We start from the raw sequence: 20,422 nt of genomic DNA, 5'->3' as shown, positions 1-20,422 counted from the left end.
GGCACAACAGCACACGAGCGCACGAACAGAAGAGCGCAACGCTCGGCGAGGGGGGCAGCGGTGGCGGACGACGGATTCGACTTCAGTCCCGGGGCACAGATTCCGCTCCAGGGCGGCGGGGGCCAGACCGCGGCGACCAACGCCCTCGCCTCGGCCGCGTACCGGGACGGCGGCAAGGACAGCCGGCTGTCCGCCATCCTCCAGGCCAACAACGAGTACCACGAGTCCACGGTCAAGCCGCCGAAGATCTCCCTCTTCGAACCCAACCTCGGCGAGGCCTTCTGCCGGGCCGTCGAGGCCCGCACCCTCGCCCCCGGCCGCAAACCGCTCATCCAGTCCTTCGGCGCCGACCCGCAGACCGTCGTGGAGCACTGCCTCGCGGCCACGCGCCTGCGCAAGGAGCGCGACCGCAGGCTGCGCCTGATCGTGCTGGTCTGCGGCGTGCTCTTCCTGCCGGGACTGCTGCTGTGGCTGGGCCTGTTCCAGCTCCGCAAGTCCCTGTCCGCCAAGGACGCCAAGCGCTCCTGGGTGGGCACCGCCCTGCTCGTGGGCGTCGGCGGCGTCGTGGCGGTCCTCATGTTCAGGCTGCCGTTCACCGGCTTCCTCGGCATCTACCTGCGCGGCATGGTCATCGCACCGGCCCTCGGCTGGTTCCTCGCCCGCCGCCTGTGCGAGCGCACCGCGGCCGACATGCGTTCGCGCTGGGACGGGCTGCTGTCCGGCGGCGGCATCGGCGCCAAGATCCCCGAGGCGGTTCCCGGCAACCCCGACGAGAAGGCCCGCGAGGACCTGCGCCACTCCCTGGCCAAGCTCACCGCCGAGGACCGCAGCAACTCCGTCTTCTACGCCGGCCCCAAGGGCATCCTCGGCATGGGGACCCGCTGGGGCAGCTGGCAGCTGGCCGAGGAGCTGGTCCCCCGGACCGAGGGCGCGGAGATCCACCCCTTCCGCAGCTGGGACGTCATACGGGCCGTGGACACCGAGCTGCGCAAGCTGGAGCGCGGCCCGCTGCACACCGGCGGACTGCCGCCCGCCTCGATACAGCACTGGATCGTCACGCCGGTCGGGGAGGGCGCCAAGGAGGTGGCCCGCCCCACCGGTGAGGACGTGGACACCTTCCTGGTCAAGCCGCACGAGATCACCCGCATCTGCAACGAGCAGCAGTTCAGCGGCGGCAACCGGCACTACCTCGGCATCCAGTACCCGCTGTGGGACGGCCAGCTCGTCATCACGATGCTGGTGACGGTCACCGTGCTCTACAAGACCCTGCGGGTGGAGGTGACCGGGCACGCGCTCGGCCCCGTGCACGGCCTGTTCACCACCAAGTCGGAGGCGCCGAAGGTCGAGGTGCCGAAGTCGATCCGGTTCTGGGAGACCGTCGAGCGGCCGCTGCCGCTGGTGGACGCGCAGGAGGTGGTCCGCCTCGCCGTCCGCGCCCCGCTGACCTGGTACCCGCCGATCCTGGACTTCCTCGGCGGCAAGCTGGTCCTGCCGGAGCCCTTCGGGCTGCGGCACGCCTGGGCCGGCCAGCCCTGGCGGCACCGCTTCATGGCCGACGACGCGCTGCGCGCCGCGACCCCGGTCCTGCGGGCGGTGCACACCGCCGCGATGCGGGTCCTGGAGGAGAACGGCGTCGACATCGAACGCTTCTCCAACCGCTCGTTGATCGTCAGCGGCCTCGTCCAGGACGCCGCACCCCGCAAGGCGGACGTCTACGACGCGTAGGGCGGGTCGGCGACCCGGTGGGCACGTCGGCGACGCAGGAGCCAGGCCGGCGACACCTCGGGCAGGTCAGCCCTGCGGCCAGGCGTCGGCGAGCATCTGGCGCGTGTCCGCGAGGAGTTGCGGCAGCACCTTGGTGTGGCCGACGACCGGCATGAAGTTCGTGTCCCCGCCCCAGCGGGGCACGATGTGCTGGTGCAGGTGCGCGGCGATGCCGGCCCCGGCGGCGGCGCCCTGGTTCATGCCGATGTTGAAGCCGTGCGCTCCGGACGCCTTGCGCAGCGCGACCATCGCCCGCTTGGTGAGGTCGGCGAGCTCGGCGGTCTCGGCGGCGTCGAGCTCGGTGTAGTCGGCGACGTGCCGGTACGGGACCACCATGAGGTGGCCGCCGTTGTACGGGTACAGGTTCAGCACGGCGTACACGTGCCGGCCCCGCGCCACGATCAGGCCGTCCTGGTCGGACATCTCCGGAATCCCGCAGAAGGGACAGCCGTCCCCGGCCTCCGGGCCGCTCGGCTTGTTCTCCCCCTGGATGTACGCCATCCGGTGGGGCGTCCACAGACGCTGGAACGCGTCCTGCGTGCCCACACCGACCTGCTGCTCCGGCTCAGTCGTCATGGGATGCAGCATATGACCTTGCCCCGGCCGGGCGTGTCGCCGGGGCGGGGACGGGCTCCGCGGGCGCGATGCTGGGCCCATGGACGACACGGCCGAGACCCGGGACCGCGCGTGGGAGCGCCGCAGCGAGCTGCCGCTGCTCTGCGCCTCCCTGGTCTTCCTCGCGGCGTATGCGGTCCGCGTGCTCGCTCCCGGCTCGGCCGGGATCTGGCGGGATACCGCCCTCGTCCTGGTGGTGGTGACGTGGCTGTGCTTCCTGTGCGACTACGTGGTGCGCATGGCCTTGAGCCCGCTGCCACCGCTGCGCTTCGTCCGCCGCCACGGGCTGGACACCCTCGTCCTGGTCCTGCCGCTGCTGCGGCCGCTGCGCGTGGTCAAAGTGCACGACGCGGTCCAGGCCCGGAGGGACCGCCCGCGCCGCGGCCTGTACGCCCGCGTGATCACGTACGCGGGGCTCTCGTCCCTGCTGATCGGCTTCGCGGGGGCGCTGGGCGTCTACCACCACGAGCGGCGGGCCCCGGGCGGATCGATCCGGACCTTCGGGGACGCGGTGTGGTGGGTGTGCGAGACGCTGACGACCGTGGGGTACGGCGACGTGGCCCCGGTGACCACGATGGGCCGGGTGATCGCGAGCGGTCTGATGCTCTGCGGACTGGCCCTGCTGGGCGCGGTGACGGGCTCGTTCTCCTCGTGGCTGCTCCAGGTCTTCCGCCGGGAGGACGAGGAGGGGCCCCCGGGAAGCGGTGGCTTCCCGGGGGCCCCTTCGTGAGTGCCGCAGGACCCGGCGTCAGACCTGGACGCGGTCCTCGACGACCTTGGCCAGCTTGGCCAGCGCCTCGTCCTTGGGGATGCCGTTCTCCTGCGAACCGTCGCGGTAGCGGAAGGAGACGGTGCCCGCGGCCATGTCCTCGTCACCGACGATGATCATGAACGGCACCTTGAGCTTCTGGTGGTTCCTGATCTTCTTCTGCATGCGGTCGGAGGAGGCGTCCACCTCGACCCGCAGGCCCTTCTTCTTCGCCTCGGCGGCGAACTCCTGCAGGTACTCCACGTGCCCGTCGCCGATCGGGATGCCGACCGCCTGGACCGGGGCCAGCCACGGCGGCATGGCGCCCGCGTAGTGCTCCAGCAGCACGGCGAAGAACCGCTCGATGGAGCCGAACAGCGCGCGGTGGATCATGACCGGCCGCTGCCGGGAGCCGTCGGGCGCGGTGTACTCCAGGTTGAAGCGCTCCGGCAGGTTGAAGTCCAGCTGCACGGTCGACATCTGCCAGGTGCGGCCGATGGCGTCGCGCGCCTGCACCGAGATCTTCGGACCGTAGAAGGCCGCGCCGCCCGGGTCGGGGGTCAGCGGGAGGCCCTGCTTCTCGGCCACCTGCTGGAGGACGGCGGTCGCCTCCTCCCAGACCTCGTCGGAGCCGACGAACTTCTCCGGGTCCTTGGTCGACAGCTCCAGGTAGAAGTCGGTCAGACCGTAGTCGCGCAGCAGGTTCAGCACGAAGGTGAGGGTGCGGTCGAGCTCCTCGGCCATCTGCTCACGGGTGCAGTAGATGTGCGCGTCGTCCTGGGTGAAGCCCCGGGCGCGGGTCAGGCCGTGCACCACGCCCGACTTCTCGTACCGGTACACGGTGCCGAACTCGAACAGGCGCAGCGGCAGTTCGCGGTAGGAGCGGCCGCGCGCGTCGAAGATCAGGTTGTGCATCGGGCAGTTCATGGGCTTGAGGTAGTAGTCGGTACCACCGTCGAGCTGCATGGGGGGGTACATGCCCTCCGCGTACCAGTCCAGGTGGCCGCTCTTCTCGAAGAGGGTGCCCTTGGTGGCGTGCGGGGAGTAGACGAACTCGTAGCCCTCCTCCTCGTGCCGGCGGCGCGAGTAGTCCTCCATGACCCGGCGGATGATGCCGCCGCGCGGGTGGAAGACGGCGAGGCCGGAGCCGATCTCGTCGGGGACGGAGAAGAGGTCCAGCTCGTTGCCGAGCTTGCGGTGGTCGCGCTTCTCGGCCTCGGCGAGGAAGTCGAGGTGCGCCTTCAGCTCCTCCTTGGAGGGCCACGCGGTGCCGTAGATGCGCTGGAGCATCGGGTTCTTCTCGCTGCCGCGCCAGTAGGCGGCGGCGTTGCGCATCAGCTTGAAGGCCGGGATGGTGCGGGTGGTGGGCAGGTGGGGACCGCGGCAGAGGTCCTTCCAGCACAGCTCGCCGGTCTTCGCGTCGAGGTTGTCGTAGATGGTCAGCTCGCCGCCGCCCACCTCGACGTTCGCCCCGTCGTCGGTGGAGGCGGAACCCTTGATGCCGATGAGCTCCAGCTTGTACGGCTCGTCCGCGAGCTCCTCGCGGGCGGCCTCGTCGGTGACGACGCGGCGGGAGAAGCGCTGGCCGCGCTTCTGGATCTCCTGCATCTTCTTCTCGATGGCCTTGAGGTCATCGGGGGTGAACGGCTTGGCGACGTCGAAGTCGTAGTAGAAGCCGTCCCGGACCGGCGGGCCGATGCCCAGCTTGGCCTCGGGGAAGAGCTCCTGCACGGCCTGCGCCATGACGTGCGCGGTCGAGTGGCGCAGGATGTTCAGACCGTCCTCGGAGGAGATCTCCACCGGCTCGACGGTCTCGCCGTCCTGGACGGCGTACGCGAGGTCCTTGAGCTCGCCCGCCACCCGCGCGGCGACGACGGTGCGCTCGCCGGCGAAGAGCTCGGCCGCCGTAGTGCCCGTGGCCACCACGCGCTCGTCCCGCTCGGAATCGCGTTGGATGATCACACGGACGTCTGACACCGGTCTCTCCTGACTCTGGGGGCACCTCCCGGCGTGAGCCGAGGGAGGAATGCGCGAGCGAACGCTGCGCGCCTGAATCGTACCGAGCCGAGTGGCCGCGCCGCTAAACGGTTACGGCGCCCCGCCCGGGACGCCCCGCCCGCGAGCACCCGCCCGCACCGGCCCCCACCCGTCCCGGACCCGGGTCCGGGCGCGTCCGGGGCGCTTGGTTAGCGTGGGACCGGCCCCTGCCACGCCCCTCCCGGGCCGACCCCTCCGACCCCTCCGAAGGGACCCCGCATGCCGAGCGCCTCCGTCCGACCGCTGGACCTGAACGATGACCGCACCGCCGCCGCCGTGCACGCCGTGGGGCGGGCCGCCTACGCGGTGGAGGCGGAGCTGATCGGCTTCGACGGCATCCCCGCGCTCCGCGAGAGCCTCGCCGAGATGCGGGAACGGCCCCTGCACTGGCTGGGGGCGGTCGACGGGTCCGGCGCGATCGCCGGGTTCCTCGCCTGGGAGGAGGAGCCCGACGGCTCCGTGTGCGTGGACCGGCTGTGCGTGGACCCTTCCTGGTTCCGACGCGGCATCGCCTCGCTCCTGCTGCGCCACCTGCTGACCGAGGCCCTGCCCGGCCGCCGGATCATCGTCACGACGGGCGCGGCGAACACCCCGGCGGTCGCCCTGTACGCACGCCTCGGCTTCGTCCGCGGCGCGACCTTCTCCCCGGCGCCCGGCCTGCTGATGGCCTCGTTCACCCGCCCCGGGGAGATCTGCGGACCAGCGGAGAACTAGTCGTCGGACGGCAGGACGTCCGTGGGGTCGAGGGACTCGTCCAGGGACTTCATCAGGCGGTCGCGTTCCACCTCGTCCAGGGGGACGGGCGTGACGTCCGCGGCCTCCGTCAGCCGCCGGAAGCCGCCGCGGCGCTGCAGCCGGCCGCTGATCCGGATCGGCAGGCCCACCAGGTGGGCGTGGCCCGCCACCCGGTACGCCTCCTCGTCGAGCACCGCCCGTACGTACGGCACCTCCGCGCCCGCCAGCACCCGCAACCGTATGGTCCCGCCGCCCCCCGGCGCCGACCTGCGCATGCGGACCACCGCCCCCGCCACCCGCACCGGGACCGCCGGCTCGTCGCGGGTGTAGCGGGCCGCCGCCTCCCGGAGCACCGGCAGGTCCCCCGGGGAGAACTCCACCGGCTCCGGCCGGGCCGCGCACCCTGTCGGAACCCCGGCGGCGGGCGCCCAGGCCAGCGCGATCCGGGCGCCCTCGGAACCGCGCACCAGCGCGATCAGCGCATCGGCAAGCTCCCGGCTGACGCCCGCCTCCACGGCGGCGTCGAAGGCCTCCATGCCGCCGGTGGCGCGCCGGTAGTCCACGGCCTCACGGGCCGCGTGCAGGGCGTGGTGGAGCCGGGTCACCGTGCCCCGCCCCCCGTCCACCGGCACGTAGGCGGTGAGCCGGCGGCCGCCGGGGGCCGGGCCCACCAGGATCCCGTCCAGGCTCCGCTCGGCCTGGGCCCGGTGCCGGGCCCCGTAGTACCCGGCCCGTGCCCGGTCGGCGAGGGCCCCCGCCAGCAGGAGCTGCCGCGCGGCCGAGCGCAGCTGCTCCTGCACCGTCCAGGCGGCCTCGCCCCGGGGCCCGTACAGGCCCTCGGGGCCCTGCGGGATCTGCCGCTCCCAGCGGATCTCGTCGCTGGGCACGCTCAGCCCGTAGAGCACCTCGCGCGCCGACGGCAGCCCGCTGTGCGAGAGCGCGGTGAGGGCCTCCTCCAGCAGGTCGGTGCAGTCGGGGAAGGCCCGGTTCTCCGGGACGAGGAGGCTCGTGCCCCGGCGCCCCGGCGGCGTCCAGCGCCCGTACCGCCCGGCCGCCCCGCCCCGGCGCTGCCAGCCGTGCCGGTGCAGCAGCGCGCCCAGGACGGCCGGGTCGACGTGCAGGGGGTCGGGGGTCCCCGACTCCGCGAAGTCCGCGTACTCCGAAGGGGACGACAGCGGTTCGAGGTGGTGCGGTCCGTGCCAGTGCATCAGGGTGTCCCTCCCGACCCGACCCGGGTCATGATCTCGCACAGCGCACGGTCGTCGAAGATCCGCGTGGTGGGGATCCGTACGGTGGTCCGGCGCCGGCCGGTCACGGGGTGTCCGGCGAGGTTGGTCCAGTAACAGCAGTGCCGCAGGTCGAGCCGGTCGTGCCCGGCGGACAGCCACTGCTCGCGCTCGCGCGGGACGAGCATCACGACGAGGATCTTGTGGACGGCGACCGGTGTGCGGGCCAGCTTCACCAGGTGCTCGTTGTCGAGGGTGAAGGCGAAGGTGGGGCCCGGCGGTCGCGGTGCGATCTGGTAGGTCGCCTTCAACTGCACCTTGATGGTGACCTCGTCGTCGACGACGTGTTCGGGCGCGCCGTGGCTGACCTGCCAGTCGATGCCGTTGTCCGGAAAGGGCTGGGAGAGCGAGCAGCCGGCCGCGGCCGCGACGGCGTGGAGGTATCCCACCTGGAGGGTCTCCATGCAGGCGGTGGTGGCGAGTGTGCCGCGCAGCGGTCCGCTCCGCGGCTCGTTCCGCGGGTCGATCCGCCCCTGCAGCACCCCGCCCGGTTCGGGCTGCGCGAGCGCCATGGCCGGCTCCCCTTGCCTTCCGGGCTCTGCCGATTCGGGGGACGGGAGGGGACGGGATTGACGACCGGTCATGTGCACGGCCCCCCGGGGAAGTTGTCTCCGTACCGGAGGGGCCGCAAACGGCGTACGGCGCAAACGGGCCGGGTATCACGGACTCGGGCGAGGGCGGCGTGATCGGTGCGCGCCCATCTGCCGATCGGGGACGAGGAGTTCGCCATGACGCGCTGGTACGAGGGCCCGCTGGCCGCATTCGACACGGAGACGACCGGGGTGGACGTGGAGCAGGACCGGATCGTGTCCGCCGCTCTCGTCGTGCAGGAGTGTGCGGGCGGCCGGGTCCGCTCCACCCGCTGGCTGGTCAATCCGGGTGTTCCCGTGCCCCCGGAGGCCACGGACGTGCACGGTCTGACCGACGACCACCTTCAGCGCAACGGGCGGTGGCCCGCGCCGGTCATGGAGGAGATAGCCCGTGCACTCGGGGAGCAGCAGGTGGCGGGGCGGCCGGTCGTGGTGATGAACGCGCCGTTCGACCTGACGTTGCTGGACCGGGAGTTGCGCCGCCACCGGGCGTCGACGCTGGCCCGCTACCTGGACAACCGGCCGTTGACGGTGCTGGATCCGCGGGTGCTCGACAAGCACCTGGACCGGTACCGCAAGGGCCGCCGTACGCTGACGGACCTGTGCGCGCACTACGGCATAGAGCTGGAGGGCGCGCACGACGCGGCCGCGGACGCGCTGGCCTCGCTGGAGGTCGTACGGGCGGTGGGGCGCCGGTTCGCGGGCCGCCTGGAGCGGCTGACCCCGGCCGAACTCCACACCCTCCAGGCGGTGTGGCATGCGGCGCAGGCGCGCGGCCTGCAGGCGTGGTTCGCCCGTCAGGGCACGCCGGAGGCGGTGGATCCGCACTGGCCGCTGCGGCCCGAGGTGTCGGCCGCGGCCTGAGGAAGGGCCCGGGGAACCGTCCGGGAATGCGGAAGGCCGGTCCGTCGATGACGGACCGGCCTGTCCCGGTGGGCGATACTGGGATCGAACCAGTGACCCCTTCGGTGTGAACGAAGTGCTCTCCCGCTGAGCTAATCGCCCGGGAACGGACTGAACAATACAAGAGGCACCGGGTCTGGTTCAAACCGCTTCCGGCGGGGCGGCCACACGGGCCGCCAGGGCGTGGCGTCCGGCCCGCATCATCAGGGCGTGGTTCAGCCGGAAGAAGGGCCGCGCGGGCAGCGCCAGCGTCCGCAGCAGCGGCCGGCGCACCTCGACCTCCTGCTCGTACAGCGCCCGCGTCCCGTTGCCGCCGGGTCCCCGGCGCGGGCGTACGGTCCACCGCGCCCAGCCTTCGACGTCGCCGTGCAGGGCCGCCTCCAGGACGCCCCGCGCGGGATCGCGCAGCAGTCGGGTGGCGGTCATCCTGATCTCGTACGGGAGCACGGAGCGGATGCACAGGGCGCTGCTGCGCTCGTCGATCCGCTCGGCCCCGCGGACCTGGGGCCACCAGCTCGGGTACTGGCCGGCCTGCTCCAGCACGCAGTAGACGCGGGCGGGCGGGGCGTCGAGGTCCCACACGCTGCGGAAGCGGTAGCGGCTCCAGGGCTGCATGCCTCCAGTCTGGCCCGCCGCAGCGCCCTGTATGCGCTACTCCCCCGGTTCCGCGGGTACTCAGGGCGGATCTGAGTACGCAGGCCCATGGTCCCGCGGCCGTGAGCCGGGCCACACTCCGGGCATGGCACCTCCACCACCCGACACGCCCCTGCCGCCCGGCATGCCCCTGCCGCCCGCCGAGGAGCTGGCGCTCATCGACCGGGAACTGGCCCAACTCGACTCCCGCCGGGCGTGGTTGCTCGCCCGCCGGGAGTGGCTGCTGCGGCTGCCGGTGCCGGCCGGATGGCCCGCGCCCGCGCCCGCACCTGCGGCCGCACCGAAGGAGGCCTCGGCCCCGGGCGCGCAGAACGTGCTGCTGACCCTGGGTGCGGTGTTGCTGGCGGTGGCGGCCCTGGCGTTCACGCTGTTCAGCTGGGGCTCGCTGGGGATCGCCGGCCGCTCGGCCGTGCTGGCGCTGGTGACCGCGGGGGCGCTCGGTGCGCCCGTGCTGCTGCTGCGCCGCGGGCTGCGGTCCACGGCGGAGTCGGTGGCGGCGGTGGGGCTGCTGCTGACGGTGCTGGACGCGTACGCGGTGTACGCGGTCGGCGACCCGGACACGGACGGCACGGCCTACGCGGCGGGCGCGGCGGCGGTGCTGGCGGCGGTGTGGGCCGGGTACGGCCGGGCGGCGGCGAGGCTGGTCCTGCCCGGGCCGGCGGCGGTCCTCGCCGCGCAGCTGCCGCTGCCGCTGGCCGCGGCGGCCTCCGGCGCGGGCGCGGTGGGGCTCGGCTGGGCGCTGCTGGTGACGGCGGCGCTGGACGCGGCGCTCGCGCTCGCGGCCGCGGGGTCCCGGGTGGTCCGGGTGGCCTGGGCCCTGGCCGCGGCGCTCGGGGCGGGGGCGCTGCTGACCGGCCTCTCCGCGCTGGCCGGGGCGCCCTCGGCGGGCGCGGCGGCGGGTCCGGCGGCGCTCCTGGCGGGCTGCGCCGCGCTGGGGGTCGCGGTGGCCTGGCGGGTGCCCTCGGCGTCGGGGGCCGCACTGGCGGGCGGCCTGGCGGCGGTGGCGGCGGCCGCCGGGACGGTGCGGCCGGAGCTGGCTGCGGACTGGGCGGTGGTGGTCCTGCTGCTGCTCGCGCTGCCGCTGCCCGCGGTGGGGGCGGCGAGCGGCCTGCCGGCGGCGGTCCGGCGGGGCCTGACCCGGGCGGGGGCGGGCGTGGCGGCCCTGGTGGTGCTGTGGGCGCTGTCCGCGGCGGCGCTGCACCTGGCCTCCCGCGTCCGGGTGCTGCGCGAGGTGTGGGCGGCGACCACGCCGGGGCCCGAGGTGTGGGGGCCGGGCCCGGCCGCGGCGGTGGCCCTGCTGATCGCCGCGGCGGCCGGCTGGGGCGCGGCGCGGGCGCTGCCGTACCGGGAGCCGGCGGTGGTGGCGGTGGTGTGCGGCTGGGCCGGGCTGTTCACGGCGCCGATGCTCATCGGGCTGCCGGTGGCGGCGGTGCTCGCGGCGCAGCTGGCGGTGACGGCGGCCGCCGGGGTGGCCGCGCTGCGCGTGCCGGGCGGACCGGGGGCCGCGGCGGCGGTGTGCGCCCTGGCCGGGGCGGTGGACGTGTCCGTGGCCGCGCTGGACGGGCGTACGGCCACGCTGGCGGTGTTCGGCCTGCTGGCGGCGGGCGGCGCGGCAGCGGCGGCGTACGGGCCCGCTCCGGCCCGTGTGCGGGCCTGCGGGGCGGCGCTGGCCGTCGGGTACGCGGGAGCGACGGCGGCGGCTCTGGGCGCGCTCTGGGGGCTTGCGGTGGCCTGGTGGGCGCTGCCCCTGCTGGTGGTTCCGGCGGCGGTCGCGGCCCTGGGTCCGCGACTGGGGGCCGTGCGGGCCCCGGCCGAGGCCGCGGCCGGGACGGTGGGGCTGGGGGCGCTGCTCCTGGCGGGCTCGGCAGGACCGCTGCGGCCGCTGTCGGCGCTGGTGTGCGCGCTGGCCGGGGTGGTCTGCGCGGGCGCGGCGGTGCGGGAGGACCGGCGCTCGCTGGGCTGGGCGGCCGGGGCGCTGGGCGTGGCGGCGGCCTGGATCCGGCTCGCGGCCTCCGGGGTGGCCGTCCCGGAGGCCTACGCGCTGCCGGTGGCCCTGCCGGCGCTCGCGGTCGGCTTCCTGCGCCGTCGGCGGGATCCGCAGGCCTCTTCGTGGACGGCCTACGGGCCGGGACTGGCCGCGACGCTGCTGCCGGGCCTGGCCGCGCTCTGGGGCGATCCGCACTGGCTGCGGCCGCTGCTGCTGGGCGGGGCGGCGCTGGGGGTGACGCTGGCGGGCGCGCACCGGCGGCTCCGGGCGCCGCTGCTGCTGGGCGGCACCGCCGTGGCCGCCGTGGCGGTGCACGAGCTGGCCCCGTACGTGCTCCAGGTGGTCGGCGCGCTGCCGCGCTGGCTGCCGCCGGCGCTGGCCGGGCTGCTGCTCCTGCTGGTGGGGGCGACGTACGAGAAGCGGCTGCGCGACGCGCGGCGGCTGCGGTCGGCCCTCGGACGCCTGCGCTGAGGCGCCCGCCGGGGCGGGAACGCCAAGGGCCCGGAGACTTCGGGAAGTCTCCGGGCCCTTGGTCCGGGTGGGCGATACTGGGTTCGAACCAGTGACCCCTTCGGTGTGAACGAAGTGCTCTCCCACTGAGCTAATCGCCCGGACGCACCGCAAACATTACCCCATGTCAGCGGTGCTCCTGGACCACCCTCGCGGGGTATCACTGGTCGTGGATGTTCCAGGGCATGGTGAGCCCGTACTTCCACACGTAGAAGCCGACCAGCGCGCCGGCGATCACCAGTCCGACGGTGGTCAGGATGATGTTGCGGCGGCGGACCTTCGGGTCGAGGGCCTTCTTGGCGGCCTCGGTGACCTTGCGTTTGGTCCAGCGCAGTACGAGATGCGCCCAGGCGAACTCGGTGGCCCAGATCGCCAGGCCCGCGAAGATCGCGACCCAGCCGGGGCCGGGCAGCACGAGCATGGCCACACCGGCGCCGATGACGGCGAGACCCACGATGAACACGCCGACCTGCCAGCTCAGGTGCAGGGTGCGGCGCCGCTTGATGAAATCGGGCGCCTTCGACACGTGCAGCTCGTGGTCGTCGGCGTGGTCGTCGGCGTGCTCGGCGCTCTGGTCGGCGCTCTGGTCGGCTGCGGGCTCATGGGCCCCGTGGTCACTCCCCGTATTCATGGGGCCGAATCTACCGGAGCCTGAAGCACACGTGAACGGTCGTCCGGATCCGCCGTCCGAGGGACCCAGAGGTCCGCAAAACGGTCAGAGGGGTTTACAACGGCACCGTAGGTGGCATGTCGATTTCGCCGACGTGCGAATCCCCGAGCGCACACTGAGCGAAAGGCCCTGGCGCTTATGAACACCACGGTCAGCTGCGAGCTGCACCTGCGCCTCGTTGTGTCGAGCGAGTCTTCACTGCCTGTTCCCGCGGGCCTGCGGTATGACACGGCCGACCCCTACGCCGTGCACGCCACCTTCCACACCGGCGCCGAGGAGACGGTCGAATGGGTATTCGCCCGTGATCTCCTCGCCGAGGGCCTGCACCGGCCCACCGGCACCGGAGACGTCCGCGTCTGGCCGTCCCGCAGCCACGGTCAGGGCGTCGTCTGCATCGCCCTGAGCTCACCGGAGGGAGAAGCGCTGCTCGAAGCACCAGCACGAGCACTCGAATCGTTCCTCAAGCGGACGGACGCCGCGGTTCCTCCCGGGACCGAGCACCGGCATTTCGACCTCGACAAGGAGCTCTCCCACATCCTGGCCGAAAGCTGAGCCAGGCCCACCCCAGCCCGACACCGTCCGACTCGGGGCGACGGTGCGGGCCGGACCACCACATACGGCAGCAGCGGCGCTGTTCTCGCGGGAGCCACCTGCGAGGACGGCGCCGATGCGGTTTTCGGGGGTGGGGGCCCCTCCGGGCGGTCGCCGGGGGAGCTAGAGTCGGCCCCCACCGGCGGCATTGAACCGTCGCCGCAGGCCCGGCCCCAGGGAGCGACCCCCGTGCAGATTCCCCACGACACCCGTCGCGCGCTCGACGTCGTCGTCGCGCTGGTGAACACCGCGGCCGAGGCGGACCAGCCCGACGGGCTGGCGGACATCGGCTCGCTGCGCGCGTTCGTCCGCGAGTACGAGATCAGCGACGTCGGCGAGCTCGGCGCGCGCGACCTCGCCGGCGTGCGGACGGTACGCGGCAAATTCGCCCAGGTCTTCGCGGCGCCCACCGCGCGCGCCGCCTCCCAGCTGATCAACGAGCTGGTCGCCACGGCCGGCACCACCCCGCAGCTGACCGACCACGACGGCTACGACTGGCACGTCCACTACTTCGCGCCGGGCGCCTCCCTCGGCGACCACCTCGCGGCCGACGGCGGCATGGCGCTCGCGTTCATCGTGGTCTCCGGCGAGCAGGAGCGGCTGCGCCGCTGCGAGGCCCCCGACTGCCGTCGGGCCTTCGTGGACCTCTCGCGCAACCGCTCGCGCCGCTACTGCGACAGCCGGACCTGCGGCAACCGGCTGCACGTGGCCGCGTACCGGGCGCGTCGCAAGGAGGCCGACGCGGGCCCGGAGGCGGCCGCCCTGTCAGAGCAGGAAGAGGTCATGCACGGCGGCCAGCAGCAGTAAGGTGCCGATCACTCCGAGGAAGATCATCAGGGGTGGCTGGGAGAGCGCGAAGAGGCAGCCTCGCGGCTCCTCGGCGACGGGGGCGGGGACCGGGGCCGGCGCGGGAACCGGCGGCTCACCCTGCGATGTGTCGAGCATGTCGGGCCGATGATGGCGCAGTGCGCCCGCGCACGTGCCCCAACACGCCCTTGTTTACGCGGTGGTTCACCCCTTCTCGTGGACCGTCGCCGGATCCGCCCGCCGCCCCCGGGTTCCGTGCTTGGATCCCGGGCTTCGCGATCCCGTGCTTGGATCCCGCGCTTCAGATCGCGTGCTTCAGATCCCGTGCTTCTTCAGGATCGCCTCGATGTCGGAGAAGTCGTCCGCGGGAGGCTGCGAGGCCTCCGGTGCGCGCCCGGCCGGCGACGGCGTGGAGGCGGCGGGGGCGACGGCCTGGGGCGCGGGACGGCCCTTGACCGGCTTGGCGGGCCGCTCCCCCTTGGCGAGGCCGCGGCGCTCGACGGCGCGGGTGGTGGCGAAGAGCAGCCAGGCCAGCCCGAGGAGGCCGAAGCCGATCCAGACGGTCGGCTTGAAGACCACGGCGGACAGCCACTCCACGACGCCGGTCAGCACGAGCGCGACCGGCACCAGCGCGTACGCCGCGATCCGGGTGGCGGCCAGGAAGCGCCTGCGGTAGGCGGTCACCGCGGCGAGGCCCAGGCCTGCCGCGGACACCGCGGAACATATGGTCTCGGCCAGCATGCTGTCCTCCAGGTCCGGGCGGTCCGTCCCCTCCATCGTGCACCGGGCACCGTCGTACGGGCCATGCGCCGGGCCGATCTCCGGGAGATCTCCGGGGCGCCGGCGGCGGAGCCCGCGGCGGTGGCCCGGCCGGGGGGCTGGGAGACTGTCCGCATGACCGATTCCGTGATCCTCGATGTCTGGTGCGAACTACAGTGCCCGGACTGCCACCGCGCCCTGGACGACGTACGCGCCCTGCGGGCCCGCTACGGCGACCGGCTGGACATCCGGCTGCGCCACTTCCCGCTGGAGAAGCACAAGCACGCCTTCGCGGCGGCGCAGGCCGCCGAGGAGGCCGCCGAGCAGGGGCAGGGCTGGCCGTACACGGAGGCCGTACTGGCCCGCACCGCGGAGCTGGGCGAGCGCGGCGAGGCAGTGCTGCTGGACGTGGCGCGCGAACTCGGCCTGGACGTGGAGGAGTTCGACACCGCCCTGATCGACGGCCGGCACATCCTGATCGTCGATGCCGACCAGGCCGAGGGCAAGGCCATCGGCGTGACCGGCACCCCGACGTACGTGATCGGCGACCAGCGCCTCGACGGCGGCAAGAGCCAGGACGGCCTGCGCGCCCGGATCGAGGAGATCGCCGACCGGCTGCTCGCCGGGGAGGGCTGACGGCCGGAACCGCCCGCCCGGGCCGGTCCCATCGGAACAGGTCCTGCTAGAGCAGCTCCTTGGCGAAGTGGAAGGCGGTCGGCCGGTAGCCGAGGGACTCGTAGAGCCGCAGGGCCGGGGTGTTGCCGCTGAACACGTGCAGGCCGAGGACGCGGTGGCCCGAGGCGAGGGCGGTGCGCTCGGCGAGCAGCATCAGTGCGCGGCCGTGGCCCCTGCCCCGGTGCTCCGGCGCCACGGCCACGTCGTAGACGTAGGCGCCCTCCTCGTTCGGCGCCAGCCACAGGTGGCCGACGGGTACGCCCGCCGCCTCCAGCACGGCGAGGGTCACGCCGGGGGTGGCCAGGCCCCGGGGCAGTTGGCGTGCGTGGTCGGCCTCCGCCTTGGCGCGGGCGGCCTCGGCGGACATCCCGCGGGCGGTCCAGTCGGCGGCGTAGCCCCGGAGCGCCTCGGCGAACCAGGCCGTGTACTCGGCCTGCGTCATGGGACGGCCGGTGACGCCCTCGCCCAGGGCCGGCGGCGGGCCCGCGAGCTCCTTGACCATGTGGCGGCCCTGCTCCGCGTACCCGAGCGCCCCGGCCATGCGCAGCCCGCCCGCCGATCCGGCCGGGACGGACACCCGGACCGTGCGGCACCCCCAGCCCCGCAGCACCTCCTCGGCGGCGAGGGCCCCCACCGTGGCCCGGCCCCTGCGGCGGTCGGGTTCGTCGACGGCCAGGTCCCGGATCTCGCCGACCGTCGGCCCGAAGGGCGTGTCGCAGGCCACCACCAGGGCGCCGACGCGCCTGCTGTTGACGCGGATCTCGTACGGGCGCGAGCGCGCGCCGCCGGTGCTCTGCTGAAGCGGCCCGCTCGGCCGCAGGGTGGTGGTCATCAGTCGAGTTCTACCCCTCCCCGCGGCCCGTACGACAGTCCTTTGCGGGCCGCGGGGGAAGGGGGGCTACGGGTCGAGGTCCTCGCCGGAGCGGGCGTCGAAGATCCGCATCGCCTCGGCGGTGACCGGACCGGGGACCGCGGCGGACGGCGTGTGGCCGTCGACGCGGTGGACGGCCTGGACGTCGCGCAGCGTGGAGGTCAGGAAGATCTCCTCGGCCTCCCGGAGGGCCTCGAAGGGCAGGCCCGTCTCCTTGGCCCCGGCCCACTCCACGACGAGGGCGCGGGTGATCCCGGCGAGGCAGCCGGAGGCGACGGGCGGGGTGTGCAGCTCCCCGTCCAGGACGACGAAGACGTTGGAGCCGGTGCCCTCGCAGAGCCGTCCGACGGTGTTCGCGAACAGGGCCTCGGAGGCCCCGGCCCGGGCGGCGGCGGCCAGCGCGACCACGTTCTCGGCGTACGAGGTGGTCTTCAGGCCGGTCACGGCGGAACGCTCGTTGCGCACCCAGGGGACGGTGATCACGGCGGTGGTGTCCGGCCGGCGGGTGGTCTCGCCGACGGCGACGACCAGGGTCGGGGCGGCTTCTCCGCGGTCGGAGCCGAGCGGCGAGACGCCGCCGGTGTAGGTGATGCGCAGCCGCCCGAGCGGCACCGGGTTGGCCTCCAGGACGGCCGCGCAGGCGCGGCGCACCTCGTCGTGGTCCGGGTCGGGCAGCCCGAGGCCGCGCGCCGAGCGGGTCAGCCGCTCCAGGTGGCGGGTGAGCGCGAAGGCCTTGCCGCGCTCCGCCTTCAGCGTCTCGAACACTCCGTCGCCCACGGTCAGTCCGTGGTCGAACACGGACACCTGTGCGCTGTCGGCGTCCCGCAGCGCGCCGTCGAGCCAGATCCTCACCGTACGATCCCTCCGCTCACCCAGGGGTACCTGTCACCGCATGGGCTCCTGACGCTACCCGGAGCAGGCGGGCGGCCTTCAGTTCGGTCTCCGCCCATTCCCGCTCGGGGTCGGAGCCCCAGGTGATGCCCGCGCCGGTGCCGAAGAGCAGCCGGGGGCCGCCGGGGGCCTGGCGGTCGATCCAGAAGGTGCGGATGCCGACGGCGAGCTCGCCGGTGCCGCGGTCGGCGTCGACCCAGCCTATGCCGCCGCAGTAGGGGCCGCGGGGGGCGGTCTCCAGGGCCTCGATGATCCGCAGGGCGGAGGACTTGGGGGCGCCGGTGACGGAGCCGGGCGGGAAGGTGGCGGCGAGCAGCTCGGGCCAGCCGGCGCCGTCGGCGAGCTCGCCGCCGACGGTGGAGACGAGGTGGACCAGGCCCGGGTGCTCTTCGACGGCGCACAGCTGGGGGACGGTCACGGAGCCGGTGGCACAGACCCGGCCGAGGTCGTTGCGGACCAGGTCCACGATCATCACGTTCTCGGCGTGGTCCTTGGGCTGGAGGTCGGCGACGGTGCGGCCGGTGCCCTTGATGGGGCCGGACTCGACGTGGCGGCCGGTCCGGCGCAGGTAGAGCTCGGGGGAGGCGGTGGCGATCTCGACGCCGTGGGCCGGGAGGCGAATGGTTCCTGCATAGGGAGCCGGGTTGCCGCGGGCGAGCAGGGCGGTGAGGGCGTCGACATCGGCGCGGGCGGGGTCGGGCAGCGGCGCGGACATCACCCGGCACAGATTGGCCTGGTAGACCTCGCCGGCGGCGATGTGCTCGCGGATGCGCCGTACGCCCGCCGTGTAGGCCTCGCGGTCGAGCGAGGAGGACCACCGGTCGGCGCCGGGGCCCCGCCAGGCCCCGGGGACCGGGGCGGGCACCGGGTCGGGCCGTACGTCACCGAAGCGCGCACAGACCAGCCGCCCCTCGAAGTCGGCCGCCACGGCCCAGAAGCCGGCGGAGTCGAGGGCCGAGGGGTCGCCGGTGACGTCACGGAGGTCCGTCGCGAGGAGGCCGCCGAAGCGGGCCAGGGGAAGCAGGTCGTGCACGGCTGCGAGTCTATGACCGGTGGCTCCGCGGCGCCGGTGAGGTGACGGTCGGGTGACCGGCGGTGATCGAGCGGCAGCACGCTGCGGAAACGCGTTTTTGAGCTGGCCCGGGAATCCGCTAGAGTTCAACACGTCGCCAGGGAGCGAAGGGGCCGAAACCCCGGAGCGAACACGGTGACCTGCGGACGTAGCTCAGTTGGTAGAGCACCACCTTGCCAAGGTGGATGTCGCGAGTTCGAGTCTCGTCGTCCGCTCGAAGTGGGGGATCTTCCCGAGAACCCCTGCAGCTCCATGGTGGAGTGGCCGAGAGGCGAGGCAACGGCCTGCAAAGCCGTCTACACGGGTTCAAATCCCGTCTCCACCTCCAAGGACGATTAGCTCAGCGGGAGAGCGCTTCCCTGACACGGAAGAGGTCACTGGTTCAATCCCAGTATCGTCCACTGGTCCGCAAGGACCCCCGCGCGATTAGCTCAGCGGGAGAGCGCTTCCCTGACACGGAAGAGGTCACTGGTTCAATCCCAGTATCGCGCACGCAGTACCACGCAGTACCTGTTCCACCTGCGGCTTCGTTGCCGTGCCCGCGCGATTAGCTCAGCGGGAGAGCGCTTCCCTGACACGGAAGAGGTCACTGGTTCAATCCCAGTATCGCGCACCACCGGAAAGCCCCGGCCGTCTCGACGGCCGGGGCTTTCGCGTGCTGCCCTGCGGGTCAGGAGGAGAACAGCATCCGGCCGAAGCCCCCGCGGTGGTGGCCGTGGTGACCGTGGCCGCCGTGGTGCGGTGCGCCCCAGGCGGGCGCGGGGGCGGCGTGCGGCGCCGGGTAGGGGGCCGGCGGCGCGGCGGGCGGGGGGACCTGGCCGTACTGACCCGCCGTGTACTGGGACTCCAGGCGGGTCAGCGCCTCCAGCTCGCCGTAGTCGAGGAAGATGCCGCGGCAGCCGCTGCACTGCTCGATCTGAACGCCGTTGCGGTTGTAGGTGTGCATCATCGCGTGACACTTCGGACACTGCATGACCGGATCAACTCCTCGCCGTCTGCGTCGACACCGGATGCATGCCCGGTGGCGTGAAGCTCACCCTACGACGGAGCCCCCGGCTCCAAGGCGGGCGGGAGGGCGGCTATTCGGGCACAGGACTCCACCATCAGCCGTTCCACGTCATCGAGTCGGCGGTGCTCTTCTGCCGCTTTGGCCAGGGCGAGGGCCGCGGTCTGTACGGTCAGGGCCCGGGCGGCGACGTCGAGTTCCGGCCACGGGTCCGCGCCGGGCGGCCCGGCGGCCGGTCCCCCGGCGGCCCGGTAGGCGTCGAGGAAGCGGACCCAGGTGCCGGCGTCGAGCAGCCCGGCGGCGTACCAGGCAGCCGGACGGGCCAGGTCCCAGGCGGGGGCGCCGACCCCGAGGTCGTCGACGTCGATGAGCCGCCACTCCCCCGCCGCGCCCGGACCCTCCTTGCCCGGGGCCTCCCGGCCCGGAGCACCCCTGCCCGACGCGCCCCCGCCCGGGCCCTCCTTGGCCGGGCCGCGCACCAACTGGCCCAGGTGCAGGTCCCCGTGGCACAGCGTCCCGCCCGGGGGCGCGGGCTCCTCGCCCCGGGCCCACGCGGGCAGGGTCCGGGCCGCGGCGCGCACCTGCCCGGCCGGGCCCGGCGTCTGGGGGTGCGGCGGAGCCTGCGCCAGGCGGCGCAGGGCGCGGGCGACCTTCGCCGGTCCGCGCATCGGGGGCACGGGACCCGGCAGGCAGTGGACCGGTACGTGGTGCAGGGCGGCCAGCAGCCGTCCGGCGGCCTCCCAGGGGGCGTCCCCGGGCCGCTCCGGGTCCACGGGGGCTCCGTACGGCCAGAGCGTCACCGGGCGCCCGTGGAGGCGGCGGACCTCGGTGCTGAGCGGGGGCAGCAGCACGCCGGCCAGCGCCGCGTCCGCGGCGATCCGCATCCGGACCGCGAGGCCCTCCCGGTCGCTGTCCCCGGCGTGCGCCTTGGCCACGGCGGCGCCGCACCGCACGACGGTCCCGTCCTCGCGGTCCGCGAGCAGCTCGTACGGCCGCGGCACGGGGGCGGCGGGCAGCGTGGCGGCCGCGAGGGCCGCGAGGGCCGCGGGCAGGGACGTCGGCATGGGCTCCCCGGGGTCGGGCGGTGGCGCCGGGCCCGCACCGGGCCCGGCGTGATCGTACGCCCTGAGGGGCCGGCCGCTCGTACGCCTGCGCGGCATCAAAAAGGGTGCTGCCCGTGCGACTCCCCAGTCGCACGGACAGCACCCTTCACCTGCCGTCCGTCGTCGCGCCCCCGTCCCCACGGGGTGC

General features: G+C 74.0%; 21 protein-coding genes and 7 tRNA genes. 13 read left to right on the top strand and 15 right to left on the bottom strand.

Features of this window, described 5'->3' with window-relative positions; translation table 11 throughout:
* Positions 1–60 precede the first annotated feature (60 nt).
* Positions 61–1,725 carry a hypothetical protein gene (locus ABZ128_RS14125; RefSeq protein ID WP_356848350.1) on the top strand — a complete coding sequence of 555 codons (1,665 nt, stop codon included), beginning with the start codon at positions 61–63 and terminating at the stop codon, positions 1,723–1,725.
* A 66-nt stretch (positions 1,726–1,791) separates the two neighbouring features.
* Here ABZ128_RS14125 and ABZ128_RS14120 read toward each other — a convergent pair whose 3' ends face one another.
* Positions 1,792–2,352 carry an HIT domain-containing protein gene (locus ABZ128_RS14120; RefSeq protein ID WP_356848349.1) on the bottom strand — a complete coding sequence of 187 codons (561 nt, stop codon included), beginning with the start codon at positions 2,350–2,352 and terminating at the stop codon, positions 1,792–1,794.
* A 67-nt stretch (positions 2,353–2,419) separates the two neighbouring features.
* Between ABZ128_RS14120 and ABZ128_RS14115 the strand changes: the two genes are divergently transcribed.
* On the top strand, positions 2,420–3,109 hold the full coding sequence (locus ABZ128_RS14115) for a potassium channel family protein (protein WP_356848348.1): 690 nt from the start codon (positions 2,420–2,422) through the stop codon (positions 3,107–3,109).
* An 18-nt stretch (positions 3,110–3,127) separates the two neighbouring features.
* On the opposite strand, the gene thrS is transcribed toward ABZ128_RS14115, so the two are convergent.
* Positions 3,128–5,104, bottom strand: coding sequence for a threonine--tRNA ligase (gene thrS, locus ABZ128_RS14110; RefSeq protein WP_356848347.1), 1,977 nt, complete (start codon positions 5,102–5,104; stop codon positions 3,128–3,130).
* A gap of 279 nt (positions 5,105–5,383) precedes the next feature.
* Between thrS and ABZ128_RS14105 the strand changes: the two genes are divergently transcribed.
* Entirely contained in the window at positions 5,384–5,878 is a 495-nt protein-coding gene (locus tag ABZ128_RS14105; RefSeq protein WP_356848346.1) for a GNAT family N-acetyltransferase, read from the top strand.
* On the opposite strand, the gene ABZ128_RS14100 is transcribed toward ABZ128_RS14105, so the two are convergent.
* Together ABZ128_RS14100 and ABZ128_RS14095 are read right to left on the bottom strand one after the other, a co-directional pair.
* Entirely contained in the window at positions 5,875–7,107 is a 1,233-nt protein-coding gene (locus ABZ128_RS14100) for a hypothetical protein (protein ID WP_356848345.1), read from the bottom strand. The genes ABZ128_RS14105 and ABZ128_RS14100 overlap by 4 nt on opposite strands.
* On the bottom strand, positions 7,107–7,697 hold the full coding sequence (locus ABZ128_RS14095; protein WP_356848344.1) for a DUF4365 domain-containing protein: 591 nt from the start codon (positions 7,695–7,697) through the stop codon (positions 7,107–7,109). The genes ABZ128_RS14100 and ABZ128_RS14095 overlap by 1 nt, the downstream gene beginning before the upstream one ends.
* 216 nt (positions 7,698–7,913) lie before the next feature.
* Between ABZ128_RS14095 and ABZ128_RS14090 the strand changes: the two genes are divergently transcribed.
* A complete protein-coding gene (locus tag ABZ128_RS14090) occupies positions 7,914–8,639 on the top strand; it encodes a 3'-5' exonuclease (RefSeq protein WP_356848440.1) in 726 nt (241 codons plus the stop codon).
* A 69-nt stretch (positions 8,640–8,708) separates the two neighbouring features.
* Here the strand turns inward: ABZ128_RS14090 and ABZ128_RS14085 are convergent.
* A tRNA-Val gene (locus ABZ128_RS14085) sits at positions 8,709–8,780 on the bottom strand.
* A 39-nt stretch (positions 8,781–8,819) separates the two neighbouring features.
* Positions 8,820–9,293 (bottom strand): SRPBCC family protein, encoded by a 474-nt coding sequence (locus ABZ128_RS14080; RefSeq protein WP_356848342.1) that lies wholly within the window; start codon positions 9,291–9,293, stop codon positions 8,820–8,822.
* 124 nt (positions 9,294–9,417) lie between these two features.
* Between ABZ128_RS14080 and ABZ128_RS14075 the strand changes: the two genes are divergently transcribed.
* Complete coding sequence (locus ABZ128_RS14075; protein WP_356848341.1) at positions 9,418–11,790, top strand: hypothetical protein; 2,373 nt, start codon at positions 9,418–9,420, stop codon at positions 11,788–11,790.
* A gap of 68 nt (positions 11,791–11,858) precedes the next feature.
* Here ABZ128_RS14075 and ABZ128_RS14070 read toward each other — a convergent pair.
* Positions 11,859–11,930: transfer RNA gene (locus ABZ128_RS14070), tRNA-Val, on the bottom strand.
* A gap of 59 nt (positions 11,931–11,989) precedes the next feature.
* On the bottom strand, positions 11,990–12,460 hold the full coding sequence (locus tag ABZ128_RS14065; RefSeq protein WP_356848339.1) for a TIGR02611 family protein: 471 nt from the start codon (positions 12,458–12,460) through the stop codon (positions 11,990–11,992).
* Between the two features lie 177 nt (positions 12,461–12,637).
* Between ABZ128_RS14065 and ABZ128_RS14060 the strand changes: the two genes are divergently transcribed.
* Together ABZ128_RS14060 and ABZ128_RS14055 are read left to right on the top strand one after the other, a co-directional pair.
* Positions 12,638–13,051: an SsgA family sporulation/cell division regulator gene (locus ABZ128_RS14060; protein ID WP_030011909.1), complete on the top strand. Its 414-nt coding sequence runs from the start codon at positions 12,638–12,640 to the stop codon at positions 13,049–13,051.
* A gap of 228 nt (positions 13,052–13,279) precedes the next feature.
* Positions 13,280–13,897, top strand: a complete 618-nt coding sequence (locus ABZ128_RS14055; RefSeq protein WP_356848337.1) for a CGNR zinc finger domain-containing protein — start codon at positions 13,280–13,282, stop codon at positions 13,895–13,897.
* Here the strand turns inward: ABZ128_RS14055 and ABZ128_RS14050 are convergent.
* A complete protein-coding gene (locus ABZ128_RS14050; RefSeq protein ID WP_356848336.1) occupies positions 13,856–14,035 on the bottom strand; it encodes a hypothetical protein in 180 nt (59 codons plus the stop codon). The genes ABZ128_RS14055 and ABZ128_RS14050 overlap by 42 nt on opposite strands.
* 177 nt (positions 14,036–14,212) lie before the next feature.
* On the bottom strand, positions 14,213–14,674 hold the full coding sequence (locus tag ABZ128_RS14045; RefSeq protein WP_356848335.1) for a hypothetical protein: 462 nt from the start codon (positions 14,672–14,674) through the stop codon (positions 14,213–14,215).
* A gap of 117 nt (positions 14,675–14,791) precedes the next feature.
* Here ABZ128_RS14045 and ABZ128_RS14040 point away from each other — a divergent pair, with 117 nt between their 5' ends.
* The gene (locus ABZ128_RS14040; RefSeq protein WP_356848334.1) at positions 14,792–15,292 is read left to right on the top strand and encodes a DsbA family protein; all 501 of its coding nucleotides are present in this window, start codon (positions 14,792–14,794) and stop codon (positions 15,290–15,292) included.
* 46 nt (positions 15,293–15,338) lie between these two features.
* Here ABZ128_RS14040 and ABZ128_RS14035 read toward each other — a convergent pair whose 3' ends face one another.
* From ABZ128_RS14035 to ABZ128_RS14025, 3 genes are all read right to left on the bottom strand, one after another.
* The gene (locus ABZ128_RS14035; protein ID WP_356848332.1) at positions 15,339–16,163 is read right to left on the bottom strand and encodes a GNAT family N-acetyltransferase; all 825 of its coding nucleotides are present in this window, start codon (positions 16,161–16,163) and stop codon (positions 15,339–15,341) included.
* A gap of 66 nt (positions 16,164–16,229) precedes the next feature.
* On the bottom strand, positions 16,230–17,054 hold the full coding sequence (locus ABZ128_RS14030; protein ID WP_356848331.1) for an aminotransferase class IV: 825 nt from the start codon (positions 17,052–17,054) through the stop codon (positions 16,230–16,232).
* A gap of 16 nt (positions 17,055–17,070) precedes the next feature.
* A complete protein-coding gene (locus ABZ128_RS14025) occupies positions 17,071–18,126 on the bottom strand; it encodes a chorismate-binding protein (RefSeq protein WP_356848329.1) in 1,056 nt (351 codons plus the stop codon).
* A 181-nt stretch (positions 18,127–18,307) separates the two neighbouring features.
* On the opposite strand from ABZ128_RS14025, the gene ABZ128_RS14020 reads away from it, so the two are divergent.
* The 5 genes from ABZ128_RS14020 to ABZ128_RS14000 all read left to right on the top strand — a co-directional run bounded on the left by ABZ128_RS14020 (position 18,308) and on the right by ABZ128_RS14000 (position 18,781).
* A tRNA-Gly gene (locus tag ABZ128_RS14020) sits at positions 18,308–18,380 on the top strand.
* 39 nt (positions 18,381–18,419) lie between these two features.
* A tRNA-Cys gene (locus ABZ128_RS14015) sits at positions 18,420–18,493 on the top strand.
* A gap of 1 nt (position 18,494) precedes the next feature.
* Positions 18,495–18,566 (top strand) — tRNA-Val (locus ABZ128_RS14010).
* Positions 18,567–18,585: 19 nt separating this feature from the next.
* Positions 18,586–18,657: transfer RNA gene (locus ABZ128_RS14005), tRNA-Val, on the top strand.
* 49 nt (positions 18,658–18,706) lie between these two features.
* Positions 18,707–18,781, top strand: a tRNA-Val gene (locus tag ABZ128_RS14000).
* A 54-nt stretch (positions 18,782–18,835) separates the two neighbouring features.
* On the opposite strand, the gene ABZ128_RS13995 is transcribed toward ABZ128_RS14000, so the two are convergent.
* Both ABZ128_RS13995 and ABZ128_RS13990 read right to left on the bottom strand, forming a co-directional pair.
* Positions 18,836–19,138, bottom strand: a complete 303-nt coding sequence (locus ABZ128_RS13995) for a zf-TFIIB domain-containing protein (RefSeq protein ID WP_356848328.1) — start codon at positions 19,136–19,138, stop codon at positions 18,836–18,838.
* Positions 19,139–19,203: 65 nt separating this feature from the next.
* Positions 19,204–20,235 carry an aminoglycoside phosphotransferase family protein gene (locus ABZ128_RS13990; RefSeq protein WP_356848327.1) on the bottom strand — a complete coding sequence of 344 codons (1,032 nt, stop codon included), beginning with the start codon at positions 20,233–20,235 and terminating at the stop codon, positions 19,204–19,206.
* Between the last annotated feature and the right edge of the window lie 187 nt (positions 20,236–20,422).

The sequence above is a fragment of the Streptomyces sp. NPDC006326 genome (assembly GCF_040612915.1).
Taxonomy (GTDB): Bacteria; Actinomycetota; Actinomycetes; order Streptomycetales; family Streptomycetaceae; genus Streptomyces.
The sequence above is the reverse complement of the archived record's forward strand: the minus strand, read 5'-3'. Positions and strand labels throughout refer to the sequence as shown.